Genomic DNA, 22705 nt, shown 5'->3' on the forward strand with positions numbered 1-22705 from the left:
CTCAGGCCTTTTTAAGATAGCCCAGCCCGTCCCGCAGCGGCATGGGTTTGAAACCGAATTGATTCTCCACGGCATCCGGTTCGGTGGTGTTTTCAATCTCCATGGATTTGAACTCCCCCATGCTGATCGGCGGATTGGCGAAAAGCTTATCCATGACGGCTACCACCGGCAGCATCAGCGGCCGGGGTATTTTGACCTTCAGTTTTTTCTTGCCCATAGCTCTTAAGAGTTCGTCCAGCATGGTCTCATAGGTCACAATTTCCGGGCCGCCGACCGGGCAACTCTCACCGCTTTTTTCGCCGGCGACCATTTTGAGAACGCAGCTGACCACATCACCGATCCAGATGGGCTGCAGTCGGCTTTTACCGTCACCGGCAATGGGGACGATGAACGGCACCATATTAACCGAGCGTATCAGCGAAGCGACAAAACCGGCGCCCTGACCGAACATCACCGAAGGCTGGAGAATGGAGTAGTCCAGGCCGGAGTTTTTGACCGCTTCCATGCCCAGCCACTTGGAATGGAGATAAGTGTAGCGGGGGTCGGGGGAAGCTCCCAGAATGCCCATGTGGATGAAACGCTTTACTCCGGCATCCCGGGCGGCATTGACCACGTTCTGTGTGCCGACCACGTTAATTTTGTGATAGGTGTTTGGCCCGAATTCCCGGATGATGGCCACCAGGTGAATGACGGTGTCTACACCTGCCATGGCCGCCCGCAGACCTTCTGTATCGGTGACGTTGCCCACGGCCAGTTCGGCACCTGGGGCCTGGATGCGGGCACCTTCAGCTTCATTGGTGACCAGACAGCGCAGCTGGTGACCGTCCTTGTGCAGCCGGGGGATAAGGTGGCTGGCGACAAAACCGCTGGCACCGGTGATGAGTATCATGGCATCCTCCCGAAATGAAGTTCATATCAGTATAGCGCGAAAAGATTGAAAGCGGTAGAGTCCGATTGATTTTTTTTCTAAAAGGCAAATACATCACCGGCGAGTGTTATAATACCAACGGGAGGACGTAGAATGTATCCCGCACTGCTTTGGGAAAAATTGCCGGACAACCGGGTCAGATGCGGCACCTGCCAGTGGTTTTGCCGCATCAATGAAGGACAGACCGGTGTCTGCCGTATGTATCGGAACGACGCCGGGGCGTTGTTCAACCTGAATTATGCCAAAATTTCCTCACTGGCGGTTGATCCCATTGAGAAGAAGCCGTTGTATCATTTCCATCCCGGTTCCAAAGTATTCTCTTTGGGCAGCTGGGGCTGTAATTTCCATTGCCGCGGTTGCCAGAATTGGGAGATTGCCTGTCCTGAGGACGAGAACGGTTTGCGGTATTCCCGGGAAATATTGCCGGAGCGGGCGGTGGAGATGGCCTGTCAGTCCGGCAGTGCCGGTATCGCCTGGACTTATAATGAGCCGTCTGTCTGGCTGGAATATACTCTGGAGACCGCCAGACTGGCCAAAGCACAGGGGCTCTATACGGTCTATGTTACCAACGGTTATGCCTCGGAGGCCCAGCTTGATGCCATCGGGCCGTTTCTGGATGCCTGGCGGGTGGACGTCAAGGGATTCAATAACCAGAGTTATCGTAAAATAGGGCGGGTTCAGAATTATGAAGGGATTTTGCGGGTTACGGAACGGGCCAGTCACAAGTGGGGCATGCACGTTGAGGTGGTGACCAATATTATGCCCTGTATCAATGACGATGACAACCAGCTCCGCGGCATCGCTGAGTGGATTGCCGGCAGTTTAAGCCCGTTGACGCCGTGGCACATTACCCGGTTTCATCCCCGCCGGCAGATGCAAGACTATCCGGTGACGCCGCTGGAAACTATGGAGCGGGCCCTCGCACTGGGGGTGGCAGCTGGCCTGGAGTTTGTCTATCTGGGGAACGTTGGCGGTAATGATTCCGGTGACACCGTCTGTTACAATTGTGGGCAAAAAGCGGTTAAGCGGTCCGGTTATTCAGCCCGAATAATGGGTTTAGTTGGAACCCATTGCCGCTTTTGCGGCACGGAATTGAATTTCAGAGTGTAGCTACTATTGAACGAAAAGAGACGACAGCCATGGTAATGACACGGCATCCGATCGCATCAGGAAAATTTTATCCGGGTACCGCTGAACAACTGCGGGCCTTTATTGAGTCATTTGTGGAGCGGCATGATGACAAGATTCAGGCGGTCGGCATTATCTCGCCGCATGCCGGCTATATTTATTCCGGGGCGGTGGCCGCCTCAGTCATAACCCGTATTGCTCCGGCTGATACCTACATCATCATCGGCCCTAACCATACCGGGATGGGCAAACCATTCAGCATTATGACCGTCGGTAACTGGCAAACACCGTTGGGCGACGTACCCATTGATTCGGCTTTGGCCCAGAATATTCTGGCCAATTCCAAATACCTCCAGGAAGACCGAACGGCCCACCAGAGCGAACACGCGATAGAGGTGCAGTTGCCGCTGCTCCAGTATTTCAAACCGGATCTCAAAATCGTTCCGATTACCCTGGCCGTCGCTACGCTGGAGATTTATCGGGAAATCGGGGCCAGTATTGCTCAGGCGGTTCAGGAATCACCGGACAAAAAGATAGTGATTGTGGCCTCCTCTGACATGACTCACTATGAGCCGCAGGAATCCGCCGTTGCTAAGGACAAGAGAGCCATTGAAGCTATTTTGGAATTAGATGAAGAGGCTTTGCTGGAGCGGGTTATCAAGGAAAGAATTTCCATGTGTGGTTATGCACCCGCCGTCACCATGTTGACGGCGGCCCGGGCACTGGGCGCCAAAAGCGCTGAATTGGTGCGGTACCAGACTTCCGGCGACGCTTCGGGGGATTATTCCGCCGTGGTCGGCTACGCCGGTATCATCGTGCATTGTCGCCAGACTTCACCGCTGGTAAGTCTGGCCAGAGAGGCGGTGGAAACCTTTGTGAAAGAGCACCGGACGGTCAGTCCGCCGAAAGAACTGCCCCCGGAGATGACCGGCCGGGCCGGGGTTTTTGTTTCCCTGAAAAAGGAAGGTCAGTTGCGGGGGTGTATCGGCACGTTTGAACCATCACAAGAGACCATTGGGGCGGAGATAATCGCCAATGCCATTGCTGCGGCCAGCCGCGACCCGCGGTTTCTGCCAGTATCTCAGGAAGAGCTTGGCCATCTCTCATACAGTGTGGATGTCCTGACCGAACCGGAGCCGGCAGAGCTTGATGAACTGGACCCCAAAAATTACGGTATCATCGTAGAACGGGGCTGGAAGCGAGGGCTGTTGCTACCTGACCTGGAGGGGGTGGATACCGTGGAAGCACAGATAAGTATCTGCCGCCAGAAAGCCGGGATAGGCACGTTGGAACCGGTCACACTATACAAGTTTCAAGTGAAGCGATACAGGTAATCAGGGTTACAGCCGTTTTTGTTTATATTGGACAGGGAAAGGATTGGAGATGCCCGCTGTTATTCCGTTGGGTGATGAACTATATCGGGAAGAAATAAATCTGCCGTTGATGCGCTGGCTGATGACGTTCATGCTGGTAATCGGCCTGGCATTTTCCTTGGTTCTGTTTGGCGGCAGTGAGTCAAATGAGCCCCCGAAGGTGGTATCGGTGATTCTGTCGGCGGTATTTTTGTCGGTCGCCTGGCTGATGTCCAATTTTCTGAAATTTACAGTCATTGTCACCCCTGAGTTAATTAATCTGCAGTCCGGACGGTTTCATACCTCCATCAGAATTGCCGATGTTCAGGACTGCCTGATTAACAATCGGCCTCCCCTGGTTTTCGGTGGCTGGGGCTTGCGGGTCACTCGCTTTAGAGATGGATGGGTCAAAGCCTACAGCTTTGGACGGAAAGGGATTGATCTGGTTATGAAGAACGGGCCTTATCGCCACATCATATTTTCTACCGAAAATCCGGAACAACTCCGGGAAATCATTGAGGGAAGACAGAGTAATGTCCCAGGATATGTTTGAAAACCAATTTGAAAAGTTGCGGAATGAGACGGCGCCGCTGGCGGCCCGGATGCGCCCGCAAAACCTGAATGAATACATCGGGCAGGAACATCTGGTCGGCGAGGGGCGGGCGTTGCGCCGGGCTATTGATGCCGGTGAATTACCTTCAATCATCCTGTGGGGGCCTCCTGGTTCCGGCAAGACTACATTGGCACACCTGATGGCTAAGGCCAGTGACGCTCAATTTGCGGTGGTGAGTGCTGTCAGCGCCGGGGTCGCCGACCTTCGCAAGGTGATAGAAGAAGCCAAACAACAGCGGTTGTCACAGCACCGGAAGACAATCCTTTTCATTGATGAAATACACCGGTTCAACAAAGGCCAGCAGGACACCATTCTGCCGTATGTGGAGGATGGTACCGTAACGCTGATTGGGGCGACCACAGAAAACCCGTCCTTTGAGGTTATCTCACCCCTGCTATCCCGGTCGCGCACCTATGTATTACAAGCCCTCAGTGCTGAACAGATTAAATTGCTGTTGGTCCGTGCCGCCGGTGATAAGGAACGGGGATTGGGCGAATCACATGTCGTTTTGTCTGAAGAAGGAGCTGAACATATCGTCAATCTGGCCGGAGGGGACGCCAGGATCGCCCTGAATATTCTGGAATTGGCGGCCCGTACCACGCCGCCGGATGAAGCCGGCAAACGCCATATCACCCTGGAGTCCATTGAAGATGCTGCTCAGACCAAAACGCTGCTTTATGACCGCGCCGGCGAACAGCATTACGATATTATTTCAGCCTTGCATAAGTCCATGAGGGGTTCTGACCCGGATGCTTCATTATACTGGTTGGGGCGCATGCTGGAAGCGGGTGAAGACCCATTGTATATCGCCCGGCGGCTGGTGCGTTTTGCTTCCGAAGATGTGGGCATGGCTGATCCGCAGGCTTTGGTCATCGCCATGGCTGCGCAACAGGCAGTACATTTTATTGGTATGCCGGAGGCCAATACGGCTCTGGCCCAGGCGGCGGTCTATCTGGCGACGGCCCCAAAAAGCAATTCGCTGTACGCTGCCTATAAAAAGGTGCAGTCTTCCATTGCCAAGAACCCCGTTGAACCGGTGCCTTTACACCTGCGCAATGCCCCCACCGGGTTGATGAAAGACCTGGGTTTTGGCAAGGGTTATAAATACGCTCATGATTATCCGGAGCATTTTGTGCGGCAGCAAAATTTGCCGGGATCTCTTAAAGGGCAAAAATTCTATACCCCTTCAAAGCAGGGGTTTGAGAAAGAAATTGCCGACCGCCTAAATCATTGGTTCGGCCCCCGCCGGGAAGAAGAATAGAGTCTGACCTCCGGTATCCTTTCGCCCAAATGCTAACTGAGCATGGTTGCCTGCTCTCTGTTCTCGTATATGCTCATATATGTGACGATGGAAAAAGAAAATATTACCCCAAATTTTGGGGGTATTAATACCCTCTTGACATTGTCCAACAAAGTCATTTATAATAGGGTACTCTTAATCAGGCCGGTAAAGGCCCGTATGAGCCACCGGTCTCCATAAAGGGAAACGAAGCACACATAGATAGAGAGGACAAAGCACATGAAACAGTCAAGTTTCCAGGTTGCTACTTCACATTGCGGTCTATGTCACTACTCCGGCTATTCAAATCGCTGCACTTTCTTTGAAGATGGCGTTTGCCCCTACATTCAGAGCGTGCGCGATATCAAAAAGGGTGTCCGCAGCAACAAAGAGGCCGAAGTCAAGGCCTAATTAACTCGGAATAGAAGAATATCGTCTAATCAATCGGCGGGGAAGCAAAACCCCGCCGATTTTCTATTGCCCGACAATTCATCGTGTGCTAAGATAGCGTTAATCTAAATAGGTGAATGAGCGTTCAATGAAAAATAAAATCAGTATCCTGTCTGAGAAAAAGCAACAGATCGCCCTGGGTGGCGGTGAAGCACGGGTCAAGGCCCAGCATGCCCGGGGTAAGCTGACCGCCCGGGAACGTATTGAAAAATTACTGGATCACGGGTCTTTTGTAGAACTGTCTGCATTCTGCACCCACCGGTCAGGCGATTTCGGCTTGGGCAACCAGCAGCATCCCGGTGATGCTGTGGTCACCGGGTGCGGTACCATTGATGGCCGTAAGGTGTTTGTGTATGCACAGGATTTTACGGTGCTGGGTGGTTCCATTTCTGAGGTTGTCGGTCAGAAAGTCCGCCAGGTAATGGAAATGGCCATTGATTCCGGCGCGCCGCTGGTCGCCGTTAATGATTCCGGCGGCGCTCGCATCCAGGAAGGCGTTGCCAGTTTGTGCGGCGTGGGGGACATACTGCTGTTAAATGCGCTGGCCTCAGGCGCTATTCCCCAAATATCTATTATTGTCGGTCCGTCGGCCGGTGGTGCGGTTTACGGCCCGGCCTTGACCGATTTTGTATTCATGGTTCGGGGTATGGGGCAGATGTATATTACCGGTCCGGATGTAGTTAAGGCGGTCACCGGTGAAGAAGTGACACATGAAGCCTTGGGTGGTGCCGATACCCATGCCAAAAAAAGCGGCGTGGCGCATTTTACCACTAACACCGAAGTGGAATGCTTTGAACAGGTACGCAGACTATTATCATTTTTACCCTCCTCTTTTGATAAAGAGGTCCCCAGGTTGCCTTCAAAAAAGGGTGCTGAAACCCATCATGATGATGCGCTGAATAGTATCGTGCCGGATGACCCGCGCAAAGCCTATGACATGAAAAAGGTGATTACCACCGTGGTGGATAATGGCGATTTCATGGAAGTTCAAGCGGCTTTTGCCCCAAATATGATAGTCGGCTTCGGTCGGCTGGATGGGCAGAGTGTGGGTTTCATTGCTCAGCAGCCCAATTATCTGGCGGGCGTCATTGATATCAATGCAGCCGTCAAAGCTGCCCGGTTTGTCCGTTTTTGCGATGCCTTTAATATTCCGCTGGTCAGCTTTGTGGACGTTCCCGGCTTTCTTCCCGGCGTAGATCAGGAGCACGGGGGGATTATCCGGCACGGGGCCAAGCTTATATACGCGTACGCCGAAGCTACCGTACCCAAAATCACGGTGATTACCCGCAAGGCTTACGGCGGAGCCTATATTGTGATGAGTTCCCGTCACCTTCGGGGGGATATTAATTTGGCCTGGCCGTGTGCTGAGATCGCGGTCATGGGTGCCGAAGGCGCTGTGGCAGTGATTCACCGCAAGCGTATCGCCGAGGCGGTTGATCAAAAAGCTGAACGTGATCTGTGCGTTGCTGAATATCGTGATAAATTTGATAATCCTTACCAGGCGGCGGCCATGGGATACGTGGACGATGTGATTATTCCCGCCGAAACCCGCGCTCATCTGATTAAGTCATTACGAGTTTTAGCTGGGAAAAAGGCCCGGAATCCAGCAAAAAAACACGGTAATATCCCGCTCTAGGGCTATCTTCCCCCAATGTTTATTTGCTGAAAGTTTTTGTAAATTGGCTTAACTGCTGATTTACAGTAAAATAGCGGCGCAGTATGTTTTATTCCGTAAAAGATGATGAATGACCGAAAAATCGCTATAATAAGTGCGGCCATTGGGGCTTGGGAGGAATCTCAGGGTCTTGAGGCACCTCCAGTTGACAACGGGCGATTGCTGGCGGTTATTACCGCCGCAATGAACGTCTATTTAGATACCGATAAAGCCACCGTTTAAGGGGGAAGTATGCCGGCTAATCCAGTAAAAATCACCGATCTGACATTACGCGACGGGCACCAGTCGCTCATGGCAACCCGAATGAGTACCGAAGATATTCTGGGTATTGTCGGGGAAATGGACAAGGCGGGTTTTTACTCGCTGGAGGTCTGGGGTGGAGCTACCTTTGATGTGCCGATCCGTTTTCTCAATGAGGACCCCTGGGAGCGGTTGCGGCAGATAAAGAAAGCCGCCCCCAATACCCCGCTCCAGATGTTGCTCCGCGGCCAGAATCTGGTTGGTTATCGCAATTATGCTGATGATGTGGTGACGGCTTTTGTGGAACATGCCGCTGACTGTGGGGTGGACATCTTCAGAGTCTTTGATGCGGTTAACGATGAACGTAATTTTGAGACGGCCATTAAAGCCATCAAGTCTAAGGGCAAGCATGCCCAACTGGCACTCAGTTATTCGCTGACGGAACGCTGTATGGGCGGCCCGGTATACAATCTGGATTATTACATCGCCAAAGCCCAAACGTTTGAGGCCATGGGAGCCGACAGTATCTGTATTAAGGATATGGCGGGTCTGATTTCTCCGACTGATGCCTACAATTTGGTCAAGGCACTAAAGAAAGCAGTTAAGGTCCCGATCCAATTCCACAGCCATTACACCTCCGGTATGGCCTCAATGAGCATGTATAAAGCAATAGAAGCCGGAGTGGATATTATTGATACCTGTCTGGCGCCTTTGGCTTTGAGAACCTCGCATCCGGCTGTGGAACCAATGGTTGCCGCGCTTTCCGGACAGGCGAGAGACACTAAATTGAACCTTAGCGACCTGCTCAAGCTGGGTGAATATTTTGAAACTATTGCGCCCAAGTATCGGGATTTCATGGATAATACCAAAACCGCGGTCATTGATACCGCCGTACTTGAACATCAGGTACCGGGTGGCATGATTTCCAATCTGGTCAGTCAGCTTCGTGAGGCTGGGGCACTGGATCGGATCAATGAAGTTTATGAAGAAATCCCACGAGTCCGCAAGGATATGGGTGTGCCACCTTTAGTGACTCCGACCAGCCAGATCGTGGGTATTCAGGCGGTACAGAATGTCCTGTTCGGTCGCTATAAAGTCATTACCGCGCAGGTGAAAGACTATTTTTACGGCCTTTATGGCTGCCCGCCGTTACCTGTTGACCCGGAAGTTCAGAAACTGGCGCTTAAAGGATACGAACGTGGAGAAACGCCGGTTACTGTCCGGCCGGCTGATGTTCTTGAACCCGAACTGGCTGCCGCCAAAGAAGCCACTAAGGGTATTGCCAGGGATATCGGTGATGTTTTAACCTACGCTTTGTATCCTCAGGTTGGTCTGCGTTTCCTTAAGTGGAAATACGGGCTGGAGACACCCCCGGCGGACATCAAAGCCAAAACTCTTGATGATATTAAGCACGAGGATGACCTGATTGCCATGGCTAAAGCGGGCAAGCTGGTGGAGAAGGGTTCTGCACCGGCGCTGACACCAGTCGGCGGCTTGCGTTATTTCTATGTCCACCTGGACAATCAGGTCTATCATGTCGGTGTTGAGCCGTCGGCTGCCGGCAGTCAGACTCCTGTGGTCCAGCAGATTCAATCCGCCCCGGCAACGGTCAGTGTGCCTGCCGCTACGCCGCCGCCGGTGTCCCAACCGAAGCCCGCTACGCCAGTAGTATCAGCCAAACCTCAGGAAACGGCGACACCCAAAGCCGCCGGCTCTGATCCGGTCGGTGAAGGGGTTGTTGCCCCCATGCCCGGCGTGGTGGTGCGCTATGAGGTGGAAGTGGGCGCCCAGGTAAAATCCGGGGATACGGTTGTGGTTTTGGAAGCGATGAAGATGGCGATTGATTTGCCGTCACCGATTGACGGCACCGTGGCGGCACTTAAGTTCGCTTCCGGTGACCGGGTTTCAAGGGATGATGTTTTGGCGGTAATCGCTCCGTAAGTTTCAAACAGCCTGGACTGAGTTTTATTCAGTATAAATTGCTGAAATACCATAATCCTTGACGGTCTTCGTACCGGGAAATTTCAGTTTTGGTATATCCGGGATTTAATGATGGGTTATTAGGGATTAAAGTTATGGGAAAAAATCTAGCAGAAAAAATTCTTTCAGAGAAGACCGGCAGTGACGTTAAATCGGGAGATATCGTGGTATCCCCGGTTGATTGGGCTCTGGTGCAGGACACAACCGGGCCGCTGACGGTCCGGGAGTTTCTGGCGCTCGAGTTGCCAAAACTGGCCAATCCGGCTCATACGATTCTTTTTATTGATCATGCCGCTCCGTCACCTCAGAAACAACTGTCTTGTGACCATACCTTCCTGCGTAAGTTCGCCAATGATTACGGGGCAGTTTTATCAGACGTCGGGGAGGGCGTTTGCCACCAAATTATGGCTGAAAAGTATGCGCGGCCCGGTGATGTTATCGTCGGGGCTGACTCTCATACGGTCACTGCCGGAGGTTTGGGTGCTTTTGCCACCGGAATGGGTTCTTCAGATGTGGCCGCGGCCTTTGGTCTTGGGAAAACCTGGTTTCGGGTGCCAGAGACTTTTTTCATCAGGATGACCGGCAAGTTTCAGAATCATGTCACCGCCAAGGATGTGATTTTACATCTTATCGGTTTAATCGGTGCTGACGGTGCTACGTACAAGGCGTTGGAGTTCGGCGGCGACGGCGTGGCTGACATGTCGGTGACTGACCGTCTGACCATCGCCAACATGGCGGTGGAAGCGGGGGCTAAAGTCGGGCTATTCCCTTCGGACATTCTGACGCAGGAATATCTGACGCAGCAGGGGCGCGCTGGTGATTACCGGTCGTTGACCGCTGATGCCGGCGCTGTTTATGAACGGATAATTGATATTGACCTTTCTAATTTAGAGCCGACCATAGCCAAACCTCATACCGTTGATAACACGGCTACTGTTACTGAACTCAAGGGTACCAAAGTAGACCAGGTTTTCATCGGCACCTGCACCAACGGCCGGTTGTCAGATTTGAAACAGGCCGCCGAAATTCTTAGAGGCAAGCGTCGGAATCCTGGTACCCGGCTGTTAGTGGGCCCGGCTTCACCTCAGGTGCTGTTGGCTGGGATGAAATTGGGTTATATTCAGACTCTGGTTGAGGCCGGGGCGGTGATTCTGCCGCCCGGATGCGCCGGATGTCTGGGTGTTCATCAAGGCGTGCTGGGCGACGGCGAGGTCTGCCTTTCCACTGCCAACCGCAATTTCCTGGGACGGATGGGTAATCCGGAAGGATATATTTACCTTTCCAGCACACCGACGGCGGCCGCTTCGGCCATCACTGGCGTCATCACTGATCCGCGGGAGGTAGCGTAATGCTTAAAGGCAGAGCTTTTAAATTTGGGGATAATATTTCCACCGATCTGATCGCGCCCGGCCGGCTGGTGCACCTCCGGAGTAATCTGCCGGAACTGGCCAAACATGTGCTGGAAGATGCGGACCCGACCTTTGCCGCCCGTGTTAAGCCCGGAGATTTTGTAGTCGGCGGCAGTAATTTCGGCTTGGGGTCCAGTCGTGAACACGCTCCGGTTATTATCAAGATGGCCGGGGTGTCGGCGGTGCTGGCCAAATCTGTCGCCCGCATATTCTTCCGCAATGCCATTAATGTCGGCCTGCCAGTGCTGGTGTGCGATACCGATAAGATCAACGAAGGCGATGAGCTGGAAATTGACCTGGCTTCAGGCATTATTCAAAACAAGACCAACGGCGAGACTCTAACTTCCGGCAAGCTTCCTGAAGCCATGCTGGCAATCTTGAATGAAGGCGGTCTCAAGCCATATATCAGGAAATATGGTGATTTTCAAATATAATATGGTGAGAGAGCGTGATTTAGACGTGTCCAACACCGAAGGTTAACTAAGGAGCAACAATGATTCATAATGTAACTTTAATTCCCGGCGACGGGATCGGCCCGGAAATATCCGATGCCACTCGTCGAGTACTGGAAGCCACGGGAGTAAAATTTAACTGGGAAGTGGTTCATGCCGGTACGGACGTAATTGTCGAATTCGGTACCCCTTTACCGGAGCAAGTCCTGGATTCCATCCGGAAAAATCGCACGGCCATCAAAGGCCCTATTACCACACCGGTGGGTTCCGGCTTTCGCAGCGTCAACGTGGCTATTCGTAAAGCGCTTGATTTATATACCTGCCTGCGGCCATGCAAGAGTTATCCGGGGGTACCATCGCGTTACAGCGACGTAGACCTGGTTATTGTTCGGGAAAACATGGAAGACCTTTATGCCGGCATTGAGTTTGAGCGGGGCACTGACTGGGCGGAAAAACTTAAGCAGATGCTTAAGGATAAGGGAGAGAAACAAATCCGTGAGGATGCCGGTTTCTCTATCAAGATGATCTCTGAAACCGGAACCCGTCGCATTGTGAAATATGCCTTTGAATATGCCCGCCGCTACGGCCGTAAAAAGGTTACCGCCGTGCATAAGGCTAATATTCTGAAATTCTCCGACGGGCTGTTTCTGGCGGTTGCCCGCGACGTGGCAACAGAGTATCCGGACATTGAGTTTGATGACCGTATCGTGGATAACATGACCATGCAGCTGGTGAGGAATCCGGGCCAGTTTGATGTGATCGTCTGCCCCAATCTTTATGGTGATATTCTTTCTGATCTATGTGCCGGGCTTATCGGCGGTCTGGGTGTGGCCCCGGGCGGAAATATCGGTGACGACTATGCTGTTTTTGAGCCGACTCACGGCAGCGCCCCCAAATATAAAGGACTGAACAAAGTTAATCCAATGGCAATGATGCTTTCCGGTGTATTGATGCTGCGTCATCTGGAAGAAAACGCGGCTGCTGACAAACTGGAGCGGGCGATTGCTTCTGTCATCGCCGAAGGCACCAATGTGACGTATGATCTGACCCCCGAAGGGGGTACTCCGGCGGGTACGGCTCAGGTGGCAAACGCCATCATCGCGAAACTATAGTAACGATGCTCCTTCTTAAGGAGGAGCAATGCTTTAAAACGGGTGGTAAGTGATATGAAGATAACAGTTGTTGGGGCCGGAAATGTCGGTGCCACATTAGCCCAGCGCTTGATTGAAAAAGACTTTGCTGATGTCGCTCTGGTTGACGTGGTTGACGGTATCCCTCAGGGTAAGACACTGGATATGCGACAGTCGGCTAATGTAATCGGTTTCACTCATGAACTGACCGGTTCTGATTCCTATGAAGTAACTGCGGGTTCCGATATTATTGTGATTACCGCCGGCATTGCCCGCAAACCGGGTATGACTCGGGATGAGCTTATCGGCATCAACGCTAAAATCGTCCGCGAAGTTGTTGAAAAATCGCTGGCGCTGTCGCCTGATGCGATATTCATTATTGTGACCAATCCGGTGGACGCCATGACTTATCTTGCGTTGAAGACCAGCGGTCTGCCGAGGGAACGTGTTTTCGGTTTGTCCGGTGTACTGGACGGTGGGCGTCTTGCGGCTTTCCTGGCTGAGGAATACGGTGTCAGCGCCGCCGAAGTTTTCCCCTGTGTCATGGGGGAACATGGTAGTAACATGGTCGTCTACCCCCGTTTTACCACCGTCCAGGGCAAACCGATGTCGGATCTGATGGATAAGGCTAAGCAACAGGCGTTTATTGACCGCTGTGTGAACGGCGGCGCTGAAATAGTAGGTTATCTTAAGACCGGTTCGGCATTCTACGCGCCTTCAGCCTCTGTTGCCTATATGATTGATGCGGTAGTCAATGATTCCGGCATTCAGATGAATTGTGCCACCTATCTCAGCGGGGAATACGGACTATCCGATGTTGTCATCGGTGTACCGGTCAGGTTGGGGAGCGGGGGCATTCAGAAAGTCATTGAACTGGCGCTGAATGCGGATGAAAAGGCAGCACTGGAAGCGTCCGCTGACGCAGTTCGCAAGACTATCGCCGCTCTGAATATTTAAGCTATTTCTGATTAGTGGTGTGTTGCGGTAATATCTTTCGGTCGGTGCTGTCGCAGACAGTTCAATGACAGCCGGCCCTCAAACAGCCTATAATAATCACATGCGTGAAATTCAAACCTCAGTTATTGCTCAAACCGTTGCCCGACTGGCCGAAGAGGCCAATTATGAATTGGGTTCCGATATTCAGGTCGCTCTAGGCAGAGCCAAAGACGCCGAGAAATCACCGCTGGGACGGGAAATTCTGGACAGCTTCGCCGAAAATGCCCATCGGGCTCCTGAACTGCGCCGTCCTTTATGCCAGGATACCGGCGTGGCAGTGGTCTTTCTGGATATCGGTCAGGACGTACATTTTACCGGTGGTGATTTGGAAGCAGCCGTTGTTGAAGGCGTCAGATCCGGCTACCAAAAAGGTTTTTTACGAAAATCTATGGTGGCTGAACCTTTTACCGGGCGTAAGAATACCGGCGACAACACCCCCCCGGTAATTCACTATCGGTTAGTGCCTGGCCATCAGGTTAAAATCAGTTTGATGGCTAAAGGCTCCGGCGCGGAGAACATGAGCCGTCTCTTTATGCTTAAACCCGCTGATAGTCGTGACGGCGTCATTGATGCCGCGGTCACGACAGTGGAGGAAGCCGGCGGTAAAGCTTGTCCACCGGTCATCGTGGGCATCGGTATCGGTGGTACCGCAGAAGCTTCCATGTTGCAAGCAAAGCGGTCGCTGTTGCGTAAGGTTGGCCAGCCGTCCGCTGAGGCGGAAACGGCCGCGCTTGAACAGGAGATATTATCCCGGGTAAATAGGTTGGGTATCGGCCCCCTGGGACTGGGAGGGACGGTTACTGCCATGGCGGTTCATATCGAAAGCCTGCCCTGCCATATCGCCAGCTTGCCGGTGGCGGTTAATCTGCAATGTCACAGTGCCCGTCATCGGGAGGTACTGTTATGAAACAACCATGGCGCGAACTCGTCCTGCCGTTGTCGGCAGACACAATTGCCGGACTGAAGGCAGGAGATAAACTGATGCTGTCTGGTACCATCTATGCCGCCCGGGATGCGGCGCATAAGCGTTTTATTGAAGCGCTTGACCGGGGTGAACGATTACCGGTTGACTTGGGCGATTCACTGATCTATTACATGGGGCCGACTCCGACCCGCCCGGGTGACGTTATCGGTTCCTGCGGCCCGACCACCAGTGCCCGAATGGATAAATATACTCCGCGGCTTATTGTTGAAGGCTTGCGTTTAATGATGGGCAAAGGCAACCGTTCCCCGGAAGTCGTAGCGGCTATCAGAGAATATGGAGCTGTTTATCTGGTAACCCTCGGTGGGGCCGGGGCACTGTTGTCGGCCAGGGTAAAGTCGGCTGAAATACTTGCCTATCCGGAACTTGAGGCTGAGGCGGTACTCAAGATGGAAATAGAACGTTTCCCGGTTATTGTAGCCATAGACGGTCAGGGCAATGATTTGTTTAAAACCGGGCCGGAACAGTATCGCAAGGCATAATTTTAAAATATACAGCCATCATCAATAACCTGGCAAGGTAATTCTAGGGGGATTAAAATGGATTGTATCTTCTGCCGCATCGCCGGGGGCGATATTCCTGCGGAAATATTACACAAAGATGATTTAGTTGTGGCTTTTCGCGATATTGCGCCTCAGGCTCCGGTGCACATTCTGATTGTGCCGGTAAAGCACTTCAGCAACCTGACTGAGGTCAATGGAGATGATTATGAAATCATCGCTCATATTTTCAAGGTGGCTATTGAATTGGCTGACCGGGAGGGTATCGCCGAAAGCGGTTACCGAATTGCCGTCAATTCCGGAAAAGAGGGCGGGCAGGTAGTGGGTCACCTGCACTTTCACCTGTTGGGCGGGCGGCAGCTTTCGGGAGATTTAGGCTGAGTGAATGAATTCTGGAATATAATCAAGGACGTTTCTGTTGTCTAAGGATATTCGGGAGGGCAGCAAAGCGGCTCTCCCTATTGTATTAGGTTACTTGCCGGTCGGCATGGCTTATGGCGTGCTGGCGCGGGCGGCTGGATTATCAACACTGGAAGCAACTGGAATGAGCGTTTTTGTCTTTGCCGGGGCTTCTCAATTTATTGCTGTCAGCATGCTGGGTGCCGGTGCCGCCGCTTTTCCCGTCATTCTAACTACATTTATTGTGAATTCCCGCCATGTACTGATGACATCGGCTTTGGCGAGGTATTTCAAGGGACTGCCGGTTGGGAAAATCATTCCGCTGTCGGGTCAGGTTACCGACGAGTCTTTTGCCGTAGCCATGGCCGATGTATCCCTTGTTACCGGGCGTCCCAATTATCTGATGGCGTTGCAGATGACTGCCTATGGCTCCTGGGTCAGCGGTTCCATTATCGGGGCGTTGTTTGGGTCAATTATTGACAGCTCCTCGTACGGCATACCATTCGCCATGACGGCATTATTCATCTGCTTGCTGGTGATGCAAATACGAAACCGGGTGCATGTTATTGTCGCTGTGACGGCCGGTGTCCTGGCGCTGGGTTTGCAGGGCATTCTGCCCAACAATCTTCACCTCATCATCGCTGCCACAGGGGCGGCGGGCACCGGCTTGTGGCTGACCCTGCGCCGGGAAACTATGAACGGTGTCTGGTCTGAAAGCAATAAAGAATAATGCGCCTGGAGATTCTATTGATTATCCTGGGGATGACCGCGGTGACTTTTATTCCCCGCTTTCTGCCGATGGCTTTCATGAGCCGTCTGAAGGTGCCCAAAAGGTTGAGCGTTTTCCTGGAATATGTCCCGGTGGCGGTACTGGCGGCGCTGGTTTTCCCCGCGGTCTTTGCCGCAGATGAGGGTGGTTTTGGTATTGACCCGACGTTATTGCTGTCGGCCGGCATCGTGCTGCTGTTTTCGTATAAGTTACGCAATCTGTGGGGGGCGGTGGTGCTGGGGATGGCGGTGTATTGGGGCCTGAGCTCTTTTTAACCCTTACATAAATAACAAACGACACCTCAAGAAGCGCTTACATTATTGATAGGATTATCGGTTAAAAGATTGATGCTATTTCAAGTTGAGGTAAAATAGCAGCCCGGCGATGCTTTTACTATCTTGGATTTGCCCGTTCTGTATCATCTGCCGGATTTCAGTTGCCGATGTGCGTAAAAGGGTAATCTCATCGGTGTCCTCCGCCACCAGTCGGGCTGGGGTGAGTTCAGTGGCCAGAAAAAGGTGAAGCACCTCAGTGGAGTAACCCGGCGCTGAATAAAAGCCGGTCAGACGCTCTATCCGCTCTGGATAAAAACCGGTTTCTTCCTGCATTTCGCGGCGAACCGCCTCTTCCGGAGTTTCACCCGGGTCAATGCCGCCGGCTGGTATTTCCAACAGTTCCGTTTCAACGGCGTGGCGATATTGCCGGACCAAGAGTAAATCCCCGTTCTCATCCACGGCAACTACGGCTACGGCAGGGGGATATTCCACCACGTCCCAGATCTTTTCAGCTCCGTCGACCTGCGTTACGGCGTCCTGGCGCACGGTGATGAGCTTACCGGTAAATACGGTGCGGCGCTCTACATCATTATATTCAGACATGGGCTGGCACTGTAGCGTTGAAGGTCATGGCTGACTCATCGCAGTCCGGGAACTTGGGGCAGCGGTAGCACTCACCCCAGACCTTGTGCGGCAGTTCCTTTTTTTCCACCAGCTTGAAACCGCAGGTGCCGAAGAACACCGGTTGATAGGTCAGGCAAAAAATGGTGGGGATGCCCAGTGAGGCCGCTTCATCCAGACAAGCCTGGACCAGGGCTGTCCCCAGTTTCTGGCGGCGACGTTCGGTTTCAACCGCCAGTGATTTGACCTCGGCCAGATCTGACCAGCTGATATGTAAGGCGGCGCAGGCCAATACCTTATCGCCGTCACGGATGACAAAGAAATCACGGATATTTTCATATATTTCCGAGAGCGGTCGGGCCAGCATCTGACCTTGCTCAGCGTGGGAATTCACCAGCTTATGAATCTGCTTGGCGTCATTGATAATGGCTTTTACAACTTTCATGATATGCGGTTGCCTTTCAGTTTGTGGTCGGTGTTTACATAAAAAGAGTCCGGTTCGCTCAGACGCAGGAAATGCAATTGGTGTCGGCTGGTACGCACCTTGATAATATCTCCGGTCACCAGTTCAGTATTGATGTGCCCGTCAATACACAAAGTTGCCTGGTGATTGGTACTGACCTTGAGCGTAACTGTTTTATCTGCGGGTATTACCAATGAATAACTGCGGCCCAGGTGCGGCAGAATAGGGGTCAACAGGATTTCCGGTGATTGCGGATGCATGACCGGGCCGCCGGCGGCAAAATTATAGCCGGTGGAACCAGTGGCTGAGGCTACTATGACTCCGTCGCCTTTGTAGGTAGCGTAATGAGTATGGTCAATGTGACAGTCAACACTGATAATACGGGCAATGCCGCCTCGCGCAGCTACGACGTCATTAACGGTAAAAAAATTCCGGACCGCGCCGTTTTTGGTATCAACGGGCGTCACTTCCGCCTCTAAAACGGTGCGGTAATCATCCCAGCCTTCACCCGCCAGGATGCGGGGCAACAGTTCCAGGGCTTTGTCGGCAGGCATTTCGGTCATGAAGCCCAGTTTGCCCAGGTTGACGGAAGTGATGGGGATATCCAGCGGTAACGCTGCCTGTGCGGCCCGCAGGATGGTGCCGTCACCGCCGGTGGTGACAATCAGATCGGTACCCGCCATGTGATTTTTCAGCTTTTGGCTGTCCCAGGCGGAGCACATCCAGTAATCACTGCCGTGCTTCTCCAGAGAAACAGCAATTTCCTTGCCCAGGCCAAGAGCCGCTTTATTAAGCGGGTGATATATTATGCCGATATGTTTAAAATTCATGAGTGAGTCTTCCCAGTAAAAATGAGTGTAACACCGGTTCCGGAGGGTGTCAAAGAAGATTAGCGGCGACGGGCGAGGATGATAAACGCAATACCGAGCGCCACCACGCCAATGCCAACCAATGACAGGAAGGTGACGTCCGGTTGGCTCATCAGGTAACCGATGATCATGGTTGCGGCGCCGCCCAGCATAACCAGAACGCCTAGCAACTGTAACTGGGGGTATTTAAGACCTGACCGTGTGGTAGAAGTACTGCCGGATGGTGAAGCTGAGCGCACTGGTTTGGCGGCATCTCTCTGCCTTTTAACTTCCTGAGATACAGCCTTCATGCGGCTGGCGCCGACCAGTATCAGGATAATGGCTACAACAAGAAGGAGTTCACCCGGTCCGATTTTCATAATTGTTTCTGATCAACCTCAATATTGAGAGTCATAATAACATAAAAGGCGTTAAAAAGGTAATAATTTCAGCCTCCAGGGACGGATTTTGACACTGATATAACTCATCGGCTAATCTTAAGATTATGGAACCTATTCCGATTACCGAATTGAAGGGCAAGGCCGGATATGAATTGCCGCCGCTGATGTTTTATATTGAGCGGGGCCTGGTCAACAAATTCGCCGCGGCCGTCGGTGATTTAAATTCCCGCTGGGAGACCGAAGCACCGCCGTCGTTGATTCCGGCACTGGGATTTGATCAAGTTTACGAGATACTGGCGTCAGCGGAAACAGTGGCGGTGCTGCACGGTGCCACCGACGTGGAGTTTATCAAACCAGTGAATATCGGAGATACCATCGTGATGAAGGCGGTTATCTCCTCCGCCCGGGAAAGGCGGACAGAGAACGGTATCACCGTGTTTGTTAATTTCAATATTTCTTATATCAATCAGGAAGCGGGCGTTGTGGCGAACTGTCGCCAGACGGCACTGGTGACCCGGCATGACTGATACACTTGAATTTGATTACATTCCTCTTGAGACTGAGATTCCGGCTCTCGTTAAGCATCCTAATTCCCGGCAACTGGTAATGTATGCCGGGGCCTCCGGTGATTATAATCCCATTCACTACGACCGTGATGTTGCCGCGGCGCGGGGATTGCCCGGCATCGTGGTGCACGGGCAACTGGTCAGCGCCTGTCTGATCCAGCTCCTGACTGATTGGTTGGGAGACCGGGGGGTTATAATGAAGTTTGCCGTTAGTTACAAAGCTATGACGTTTCCCGGTGAACCATTCACCTGCCGCGGCATAGTTGCCAGAAAATCGGACGCCGGTGACCGCCAATTGACGCTGACGGTCTGGGCTGAGAATCCACGGGGCGACAAGACTGTTACAGGGACAGCGGTCGTCCGGTTATTTGGGTAACCCAATTTCGGACGACCTTCAAACTCTAACCTTGCCCTTTCCAGTAAATAACCCGGATTTATCAAGATCAGTTACCTCCGCTGCGCTGTGTTTATCTCTATTCCGCAGTTGTAATTCATCGGTTCAATTGACACCTAAGGGTACCACCGTTAAACTTAATTTATTACCTGTTGAAGGAATGTATATGTTTGATATCAACGAGGCTGCCCAATATCTGAGTGGCAAGTTCGGACATTATCGCGCCGACCACATTGAAGTTCATCTGGAAGAAACTGAGGCCAGTGCCGTTGCCTATCGGGGCCGGGATCTGGAAACCGCCACTCGTACCCGTGACGCCGGGGGCAACATCCGCGCTTTGGTCAATGGCGGCTGGGGGTTTGTCAGTTTCAATTCTTTGGATAATATTGAAAAGCGTATTGAACAGGCCGTGGAGCAAGCCCGTCTGGCGGGTAAAGGCGGTGGTGAATTTGCCGGCGTGCCAGCGGTTACCACCGAGGTAACCATTGACGAAAATCATGACCCGCGCCTCATTAGCCTGGCCGACAAAAAGGCATTGCTTGATGAATATAATGAAGCCTTGTGGTCGGTCGGCGGGTTACAGACCAGCAATATCGGTTACGGTGACAGTCGCCGGAAATCTGTGCTACTGACCTCGGGAGGCAGTTTTATCAGTCAGGAACGGGCCGATGTTACCCTCAGGGTGAACGCCGTGGCGGCGGGTGACGGTGAGGTGCAGCAGTCCGGCATCTCCATGGGCAGCCGCGGCACCTTCAGTGACATCAAGGGGCTTCACAGCCGGGTTAAAGAAACCGCAGAACGCGCCGTGTCTCTCCTCAAGGCACCCCAGGCCAGGGGCGGTGAATACACCGTGGTGCTGGACCCGGTGCTGGCCGGAGTCTTCGTTCATGAAGCCTTCGGCCATTTATCCGAGGCTGATCATATTTATGAAAATCCACAACTTAAGGCAGTCATGGTGCTGGGTCGGGAGTTTGGCGGCGAACATCTTAACATTATTGATGATGCCACGATGCTTAATCTTCGCGGCGGCTACGCCTATGACGATGAAGGCACTCCGGGCCAGCGGGTGCATCTGATCCGGGAAGGCAAACTCACCGGACGGCTGCATTCACGGGAGACAGCGGCAAAGATGAAAGAGGCGCCATCCGGCAACGCCCGCGCCATATCTTTCCGGCATCCGCCGATTGTGCGCATGGGCAATACCTTTATCGAGCCCCGGGACGTTACTTTTGACCAGATGATCGGTGATATTAAAGAAGGTATTTACGCCCGGAACTGGTATGGCGGCACTACTTCCATGGAGATGTTTACCTTTTCCGCCGGTGAGGCTTTCATGATTCGCAACGGCAAGGTTGAGGAGCTGATTCGTCCGGTTGTATTGTCGGGCAACGTGTTTGAAACCTTGAAGCGGATTGACGCCATTGGCAATGATCTGGATATGAATCAGGGCGGCGGTTGCGGCAAGGGCGGACAATCCCCATTGGCGGTGTCTAATGGCTCGCCGCACATCCGGATTCAGCAATGCCTGATAGGAGGCCGTTAAATATGGAAGCCAGATTTGTAAAACTGCTGGAAAAGGCGGCAGCGGCTGCGGAACAGGCAGACCTTTTCATTGTTGACAGTGAGGAAACCCCGGTTAACTTTGAGGCCAACCGGTTGAAAAGCCTGGAGTCAAAACAGAGTTCCAGTATTACCCTCCGCCTCATTAAAGACGGACGGCTGGGCCTGGGGGTGAGCAGCCGCCCTGACGACGACGATAAAATTTTAGAAATGGCATTAGAGACAGCGCGGTTCGGTCAGCTGGTGGACTTTGACCTGCCGGGTCCGCAGGACTATCCGGAGGTTGAGACCTGGGATGATGCAGTGCTTAAGGTAAGGACTGCCGAGATGGTGGATATGGGTCAGCGGATGATTACTGCGGTTACTGACCGCTACCCTGACGTTCTGTGTGATGCCGGTGCGGAAACCGCCCATATGTCAGTCAGGGTCTACAATTCCCGCGGCGGTGGCGCCTCGTACCGCAAGACGGTCATGGGCGTTGGTCTGCAGGGCTCCAGAGTCCGAGGCACCGACATGCTGTTCGTCGGTGACGGACAGGATGATTGTTGCGTGATTGCCGACCCGGGTGAAGTGATTAATAATGTACTGACCCAGCTTGAACGGGCTGACAAAAATGTTGCAATCAAATCCGGTGAACTTCCGGTGATTTTTACCCCTTCCGGGGTAGCCAGTGCCTTTATTCCGGCCTTGGTTTCCGCTTTGAACGGCAAACTGGTGCTTGAAGGGGCGTCGCCGCTGGCTCAGAAGCTGGGTGAGACGGTATTTGACCCCAAACTTTCGCTATTTGATGACCCCACAATCAGGTTGCGTCCGACCTCCCGACTCTGTGATGATGAGGCCGTTGCCAGCCGACGTATACCGTTGGTAGAACAAGGCAAAGTGGCCAACTTTTACTACGATTTGAAAACCGCCGCCCGCGCCGGTAAAGTCAGCACCGGCAGCGGTTCCCGCGGCCGCGGCGGAGCGCCATCTCCTTCGGTCAGTGCCCTGGTGGTTGCGCCAGGAGAAACCAGCTTTGAGTCAATGCTGGCGGAGATCAAAGATGGCCTGATTGTGGAATACCTGATGGGGGCGGAACAGGGGAATGTGCTGGGCGGAGATTTTTCCGGTAATGTTCTTTTGGGTTATCGGGTGGAAAACGGCCGGATAATCGGACGGGTTAAGGATACGGTGGTTGCCGGAAACATCTATCAACTTTTAAAAGGCATCACCATTGGTTCCGATAGACGCTGGCAGGGCGGCTTGTACAGTCCTTCCATTTATTGCCCGGCGGTATCGGTATCCACAAAATAGAC

26 protein-coding genes are annotated in these 22705 nt (G+C 52.8%); 21 read left to right on the plus strand and 5 right to left on the minus strand.

The features are described from left to right. Position 1: 1 nt before the first annotated feature. Positions 2–889, minus strand: coding sequence for an NAD-dependent epimerase/dehydratase family protein (locus V8247_RS06335; protein WP_338736999.1), 888 nt, complete (start codon positions 887–889; stop codon positions 2–4). Between the two features lie 132 nt (positions 890–1021). On the opposite strand from V8247_RS06335, the gene amrS reads away from it, so the two are divergent. From amrS to V8247_RS06420, 17 genes are all read left to right on the plus strand, one after another. Next, complete coding sequence (gene amrS, locus V8247_RS06340; RefSeq protein WP_338737000.1) at positions 1022–2038, plus strand: AmmeMemoRadiSam system radical SAM enzyme; 1017 nt, start codon at positions 1022–1024, stop codon at positions 2036–2038. Between the two features lie 29 nt (positions 2039–2067). Next, complete coding sequence (gene amrB / locus V8247_RS06345; RefSeq protein WP_338737001.1) at positions 2068–3390, plus strand: AmmeMemoRadiSam system protein B; 1323 nt, start codon at positions 2068–2070, stop codon at positions 3388–3390. A 49-nt stretch (positions 3391–3439) separates the two neighbouring features. Further along, positions 3440–3961 (plus strand): hypothetical protein, encoded by a 522-nt coding sequence (locus V8247_RS06350; protein ID WP_338737003.1) that lies wholly within the window; start codon positions 3440–3442, stop codon positions 3959–3961. Beyond that, entirely contained in the window at positions 3942–5282 is a 1341-nt protein-coding gene (locus V8247_RS06355; protein ID WP_338737004.1) for a replication-associated recombination protein A, read from the plus strand. Before V8247_RS06350 ends, V8247_RS06355 begins: the two co-directional genes overlap by 20 nt. A gap of 258 nt (positions 5283–5540) precedes the next feature. Further along, entirely contained in the window at positions 5541–5711 is a 171-nt protein-coding gene (locus V8247_RS06360; RefSeq protein WP_338737005.1) for a hypothetical protein, read from the plus strand. Between the two features lie 127 nt (positions 5712–5838). Next, on the plus strand, positions 5839–7386 hold the full coding sequence (locus V8247_RS06365; RefSeq protein ID WP_338737007.1) for an acyl-CoA carboxylase subunit beta: 1548 nt from the start codon (positions 5839–5841) through the stop codon (positions 7384–7386). 105 nt (positions 7387–7491) lie between these two features. Then, positions 7492–7647: a hypothetical protein gene (locus V8247_RS06370; protein ID WP_338737008.1), complete on the plus strand. Its 156-nt coding sequence runs from the start codon at positions 7492–7494 to the stop codon at positions 7645–7647. Positions 7648–7656: 9 nt separating this feature from the next. Then, complete coding sequence (locus tag V8247_RS06375; protein ID WP_338737009.1) at positions 7657–9606, plus strand: pyruvate carboxylase subunit B; 1950 nt, start codon at positions 7657–7659, stop codon at positions 9604–9606. A 134-nt stretch (positions 9607–9740) separates the two neighbouring features. Continuing rightward, positions 9741–10994, plus strand: a complete 1254-nt coding sequence (locus V8247_RS06380) for a 3-isopropylmalate dehydratase large subunit (RefSeq protein ID WP_338737010.1) — start codon at positions 9741–9743, stop codon at positions 10992–10994. Next, positions 10994–11488 carry a 3-isopropylmalate dehydratase small subunit gene (locus V8247_RS06385; RefSeq protein ID WP_338737011.1) on the plus strand — a complete coding sequence of 165 codons (495 nt, stop codon included), beginning with the start codon at positions 10994–10996 and terminating at the stop codon, positions 11486–11488. Before V8247_RS06380 ends, V8247_RS06385 begins: the two co-directional genes overlap by 1 nt. 59 nt (positions 11489–11547) lie before the next feature. After that, positions 11548–12618 (plus strand): isocitrate/isopropylmalate dehydrogenase family protein, encoded by a 1071-nt coding sequence (locus V8247_RS06390; RefSeq protein ID WP_338737012.1) that lies wholly within the window; start codon positions 11548–11550, stop codon positions 12616–12618. A gap of 54 nt (positions 12619–12672) precedes the next feature. After that, positions 12673–13593 carry a malate dehydrogenase gene (gene mdh / locus V8247_RS06395; RefSeq protein WP_338737013.1) on the plus strand — a complete coding sequence of 307 codons (921 nt, stop codon included), beginning with the start codon at positions 12673–12675 and terminating at the stop codon, positions 13591–13593. Positions 13594–13693: 100 nt separating this feature from the next. Beyond that, positions 13694–14539: a fumarate hydratase gene (locus tag V8247_RS06400; RefSeq protein WP_338737014.1), complete on the plus strand. Its 846-nt coding sequence runs from the start codon at positions 13694–13696 to the stop codon at positions 14537–14539. After that, entirely contained in the window at positions 14536–15096 is a 561-nt protein-coding gene (locus V8247_RS06405) for a Fe-S-containing hydro-lyase (protein ID WP_338737015.1), read from the plus strand. The genes V8247_RS06400 and V8247_RS06405 overlap by 4 nt, the downstream gene beginning before the upstream one ends. A gap of 57 nt (positions 15097–15153) precedes the next feature. Further along, on the plus strand, positions 15154–15495 hold the full coding sequence (locus tag V8247_RS06410) for a histidine triad nucleotide-binding protein (RefSeq protein WP_338737016.1): 342 nt from the start codon (positions 15154–15156) through the stop codon (positions 15493–15495). 37 nt (positions 15496–15532) lie between these two features. After that, positions 15533–16243, plus strand: coding sequence for an AzlC family ABC transporter permease (locus V8247_RS06415; protein WP_338737017.1), 711 nt, complete (start codon positions 15533–15535; stop codon positions 16241–16243). After that, positions 16243–16557, plus strand: a complete 315-nt coding sequence (locus V8247_RS06420) for an AzlD domain-containing protein (protein WP_338737018.1) — start codon at positions 16243–16245, stop codon at positions 16555–16557. Before V8247_RS06415 ends, V8247_RS06420 begins: the two co-directional genes overlap by 1 nt. A 75-nt stretch (positions 16558–16632) precedes the next feature. On the opposite strand, the gene V8247_RS06425 is transcribed toward V8247_RS06420, so the two are convergent. Genes V8247_RS06425 through V8247_RS06440 form a run of 4 tightly spaced genes read right to left on the minus strand, consistent with a single transcriptional unit; the run spans position 16633 to position 18869 of the window. Next, complete coding sequence (locus V8247_RS06425; protein ID WP_338737019.1) at positions 16633–17160, minus strand: NUDIX hydrolase; 528 nt, start codon at positions 17158–17160, stop codon at positions 16633–16635. Beyond that, positions 17153–17623 (minus strand): N-acetyltransferase, encoded by a 471-nt coding sequence (locus V8247_RS06430; RefSeq protein ID WP_338737020.1) that lies wholly within the window; start codon positions 17621–17623, stop codon positions 17153–17155. The genes V8247_RS06425 and V8247_RS06430 overlap by 8 nt, the downstream gene beginning before the upstream one ends. Then, entirely contained in the window at positions 17620–18471 is an 852-nt protein-coding gene (locus tag V8247_RS06435; protein WP_338737022.1) for an NAD(+)/NADH kinase, read from the minus strand. Before V8247_RS06435 ends, V8247_RS06430 begins: the two co-directional genes overlap by 4 nt. Positions 18472–18530: 59 nt before the next feature. Further along, positions 18531–18869, minus strand: a complete 339-nt coding sequence (locus V8247_RS06440) for a hypothetical protein (RefSeq protein ID WP_338737023.1) — start codon at positions 18867–18869, stop codon at positions 18531–18533. Positions 18870–18994: 125 nt separating this feature from the next. On the opposite strand from V8247_RS06440, the gene V8247_RS06445 reads away from it, so the two are divergent. The 4 genes from V8247_RS06445 (at position 18995) to V8247_RS06460 (ending at position 22703) form a co-directional block, all read left to right on the plus strand. Continuing rightward, positions 18995–19417: a MaoC family dehydratase N-terminal domain-containing protein gene (locus V8247_RS06445; RefSeq protein WP_338737024.1), complete on the plus strand. Its 423-nt coding sequence runs from the start codon at positions 18995–18997 to the stop codon at positions 19415–19417. Then, positions 19410–19832, plus strand: a complete 423-nt coding sequence (locus V8247_RS06450) for a MaoC/PaaZ C-terminal domain-containing protein (protein WP_338737025.1) — start codon at positions 19410–19412, stop codon at positions 19830–19832. Before V8247_RS06445 ends, V8247_RS06450 begins: the two co-directional genes overlap by 8 nt. A gap of 184 nt (positions 19833–20016) precedes the next feature. Further along, positions 20017–21393, plus strand: a complete 1377-nt coding sequence (locus V8247_RS06455; protein WP_338737026.1) for a TldD/PmbA family protein — start codon at positions 20017–20019, stop codon at positions 21391–21393. Between the two features lie 2 nt (positions 21394–21395). After that, positions 21396–22703, plus strand: coding sequence for a TldD/PmbA family protein (locus tag V8247_RS06460; RefSeq protein WP_338737028.1), 1308 nt, complete (start codon positions 21396–21398; stop codon positions 22701–22703). The last annotated feature ends 2 nt before the right edge of the window (positions 22704–22705 follow it).

This window comes from Dehalogenimonas sp. W (assembly GCF_037094495.1).
Taxonomy (GTDB): domain Bacteria; phylum Chloroflexota; class Dehalococcoidia; order Dehalococcoidales; family Dehalococcoidaceae; genus Dehalogenimonas; species Dehalogenimonas loeffleri.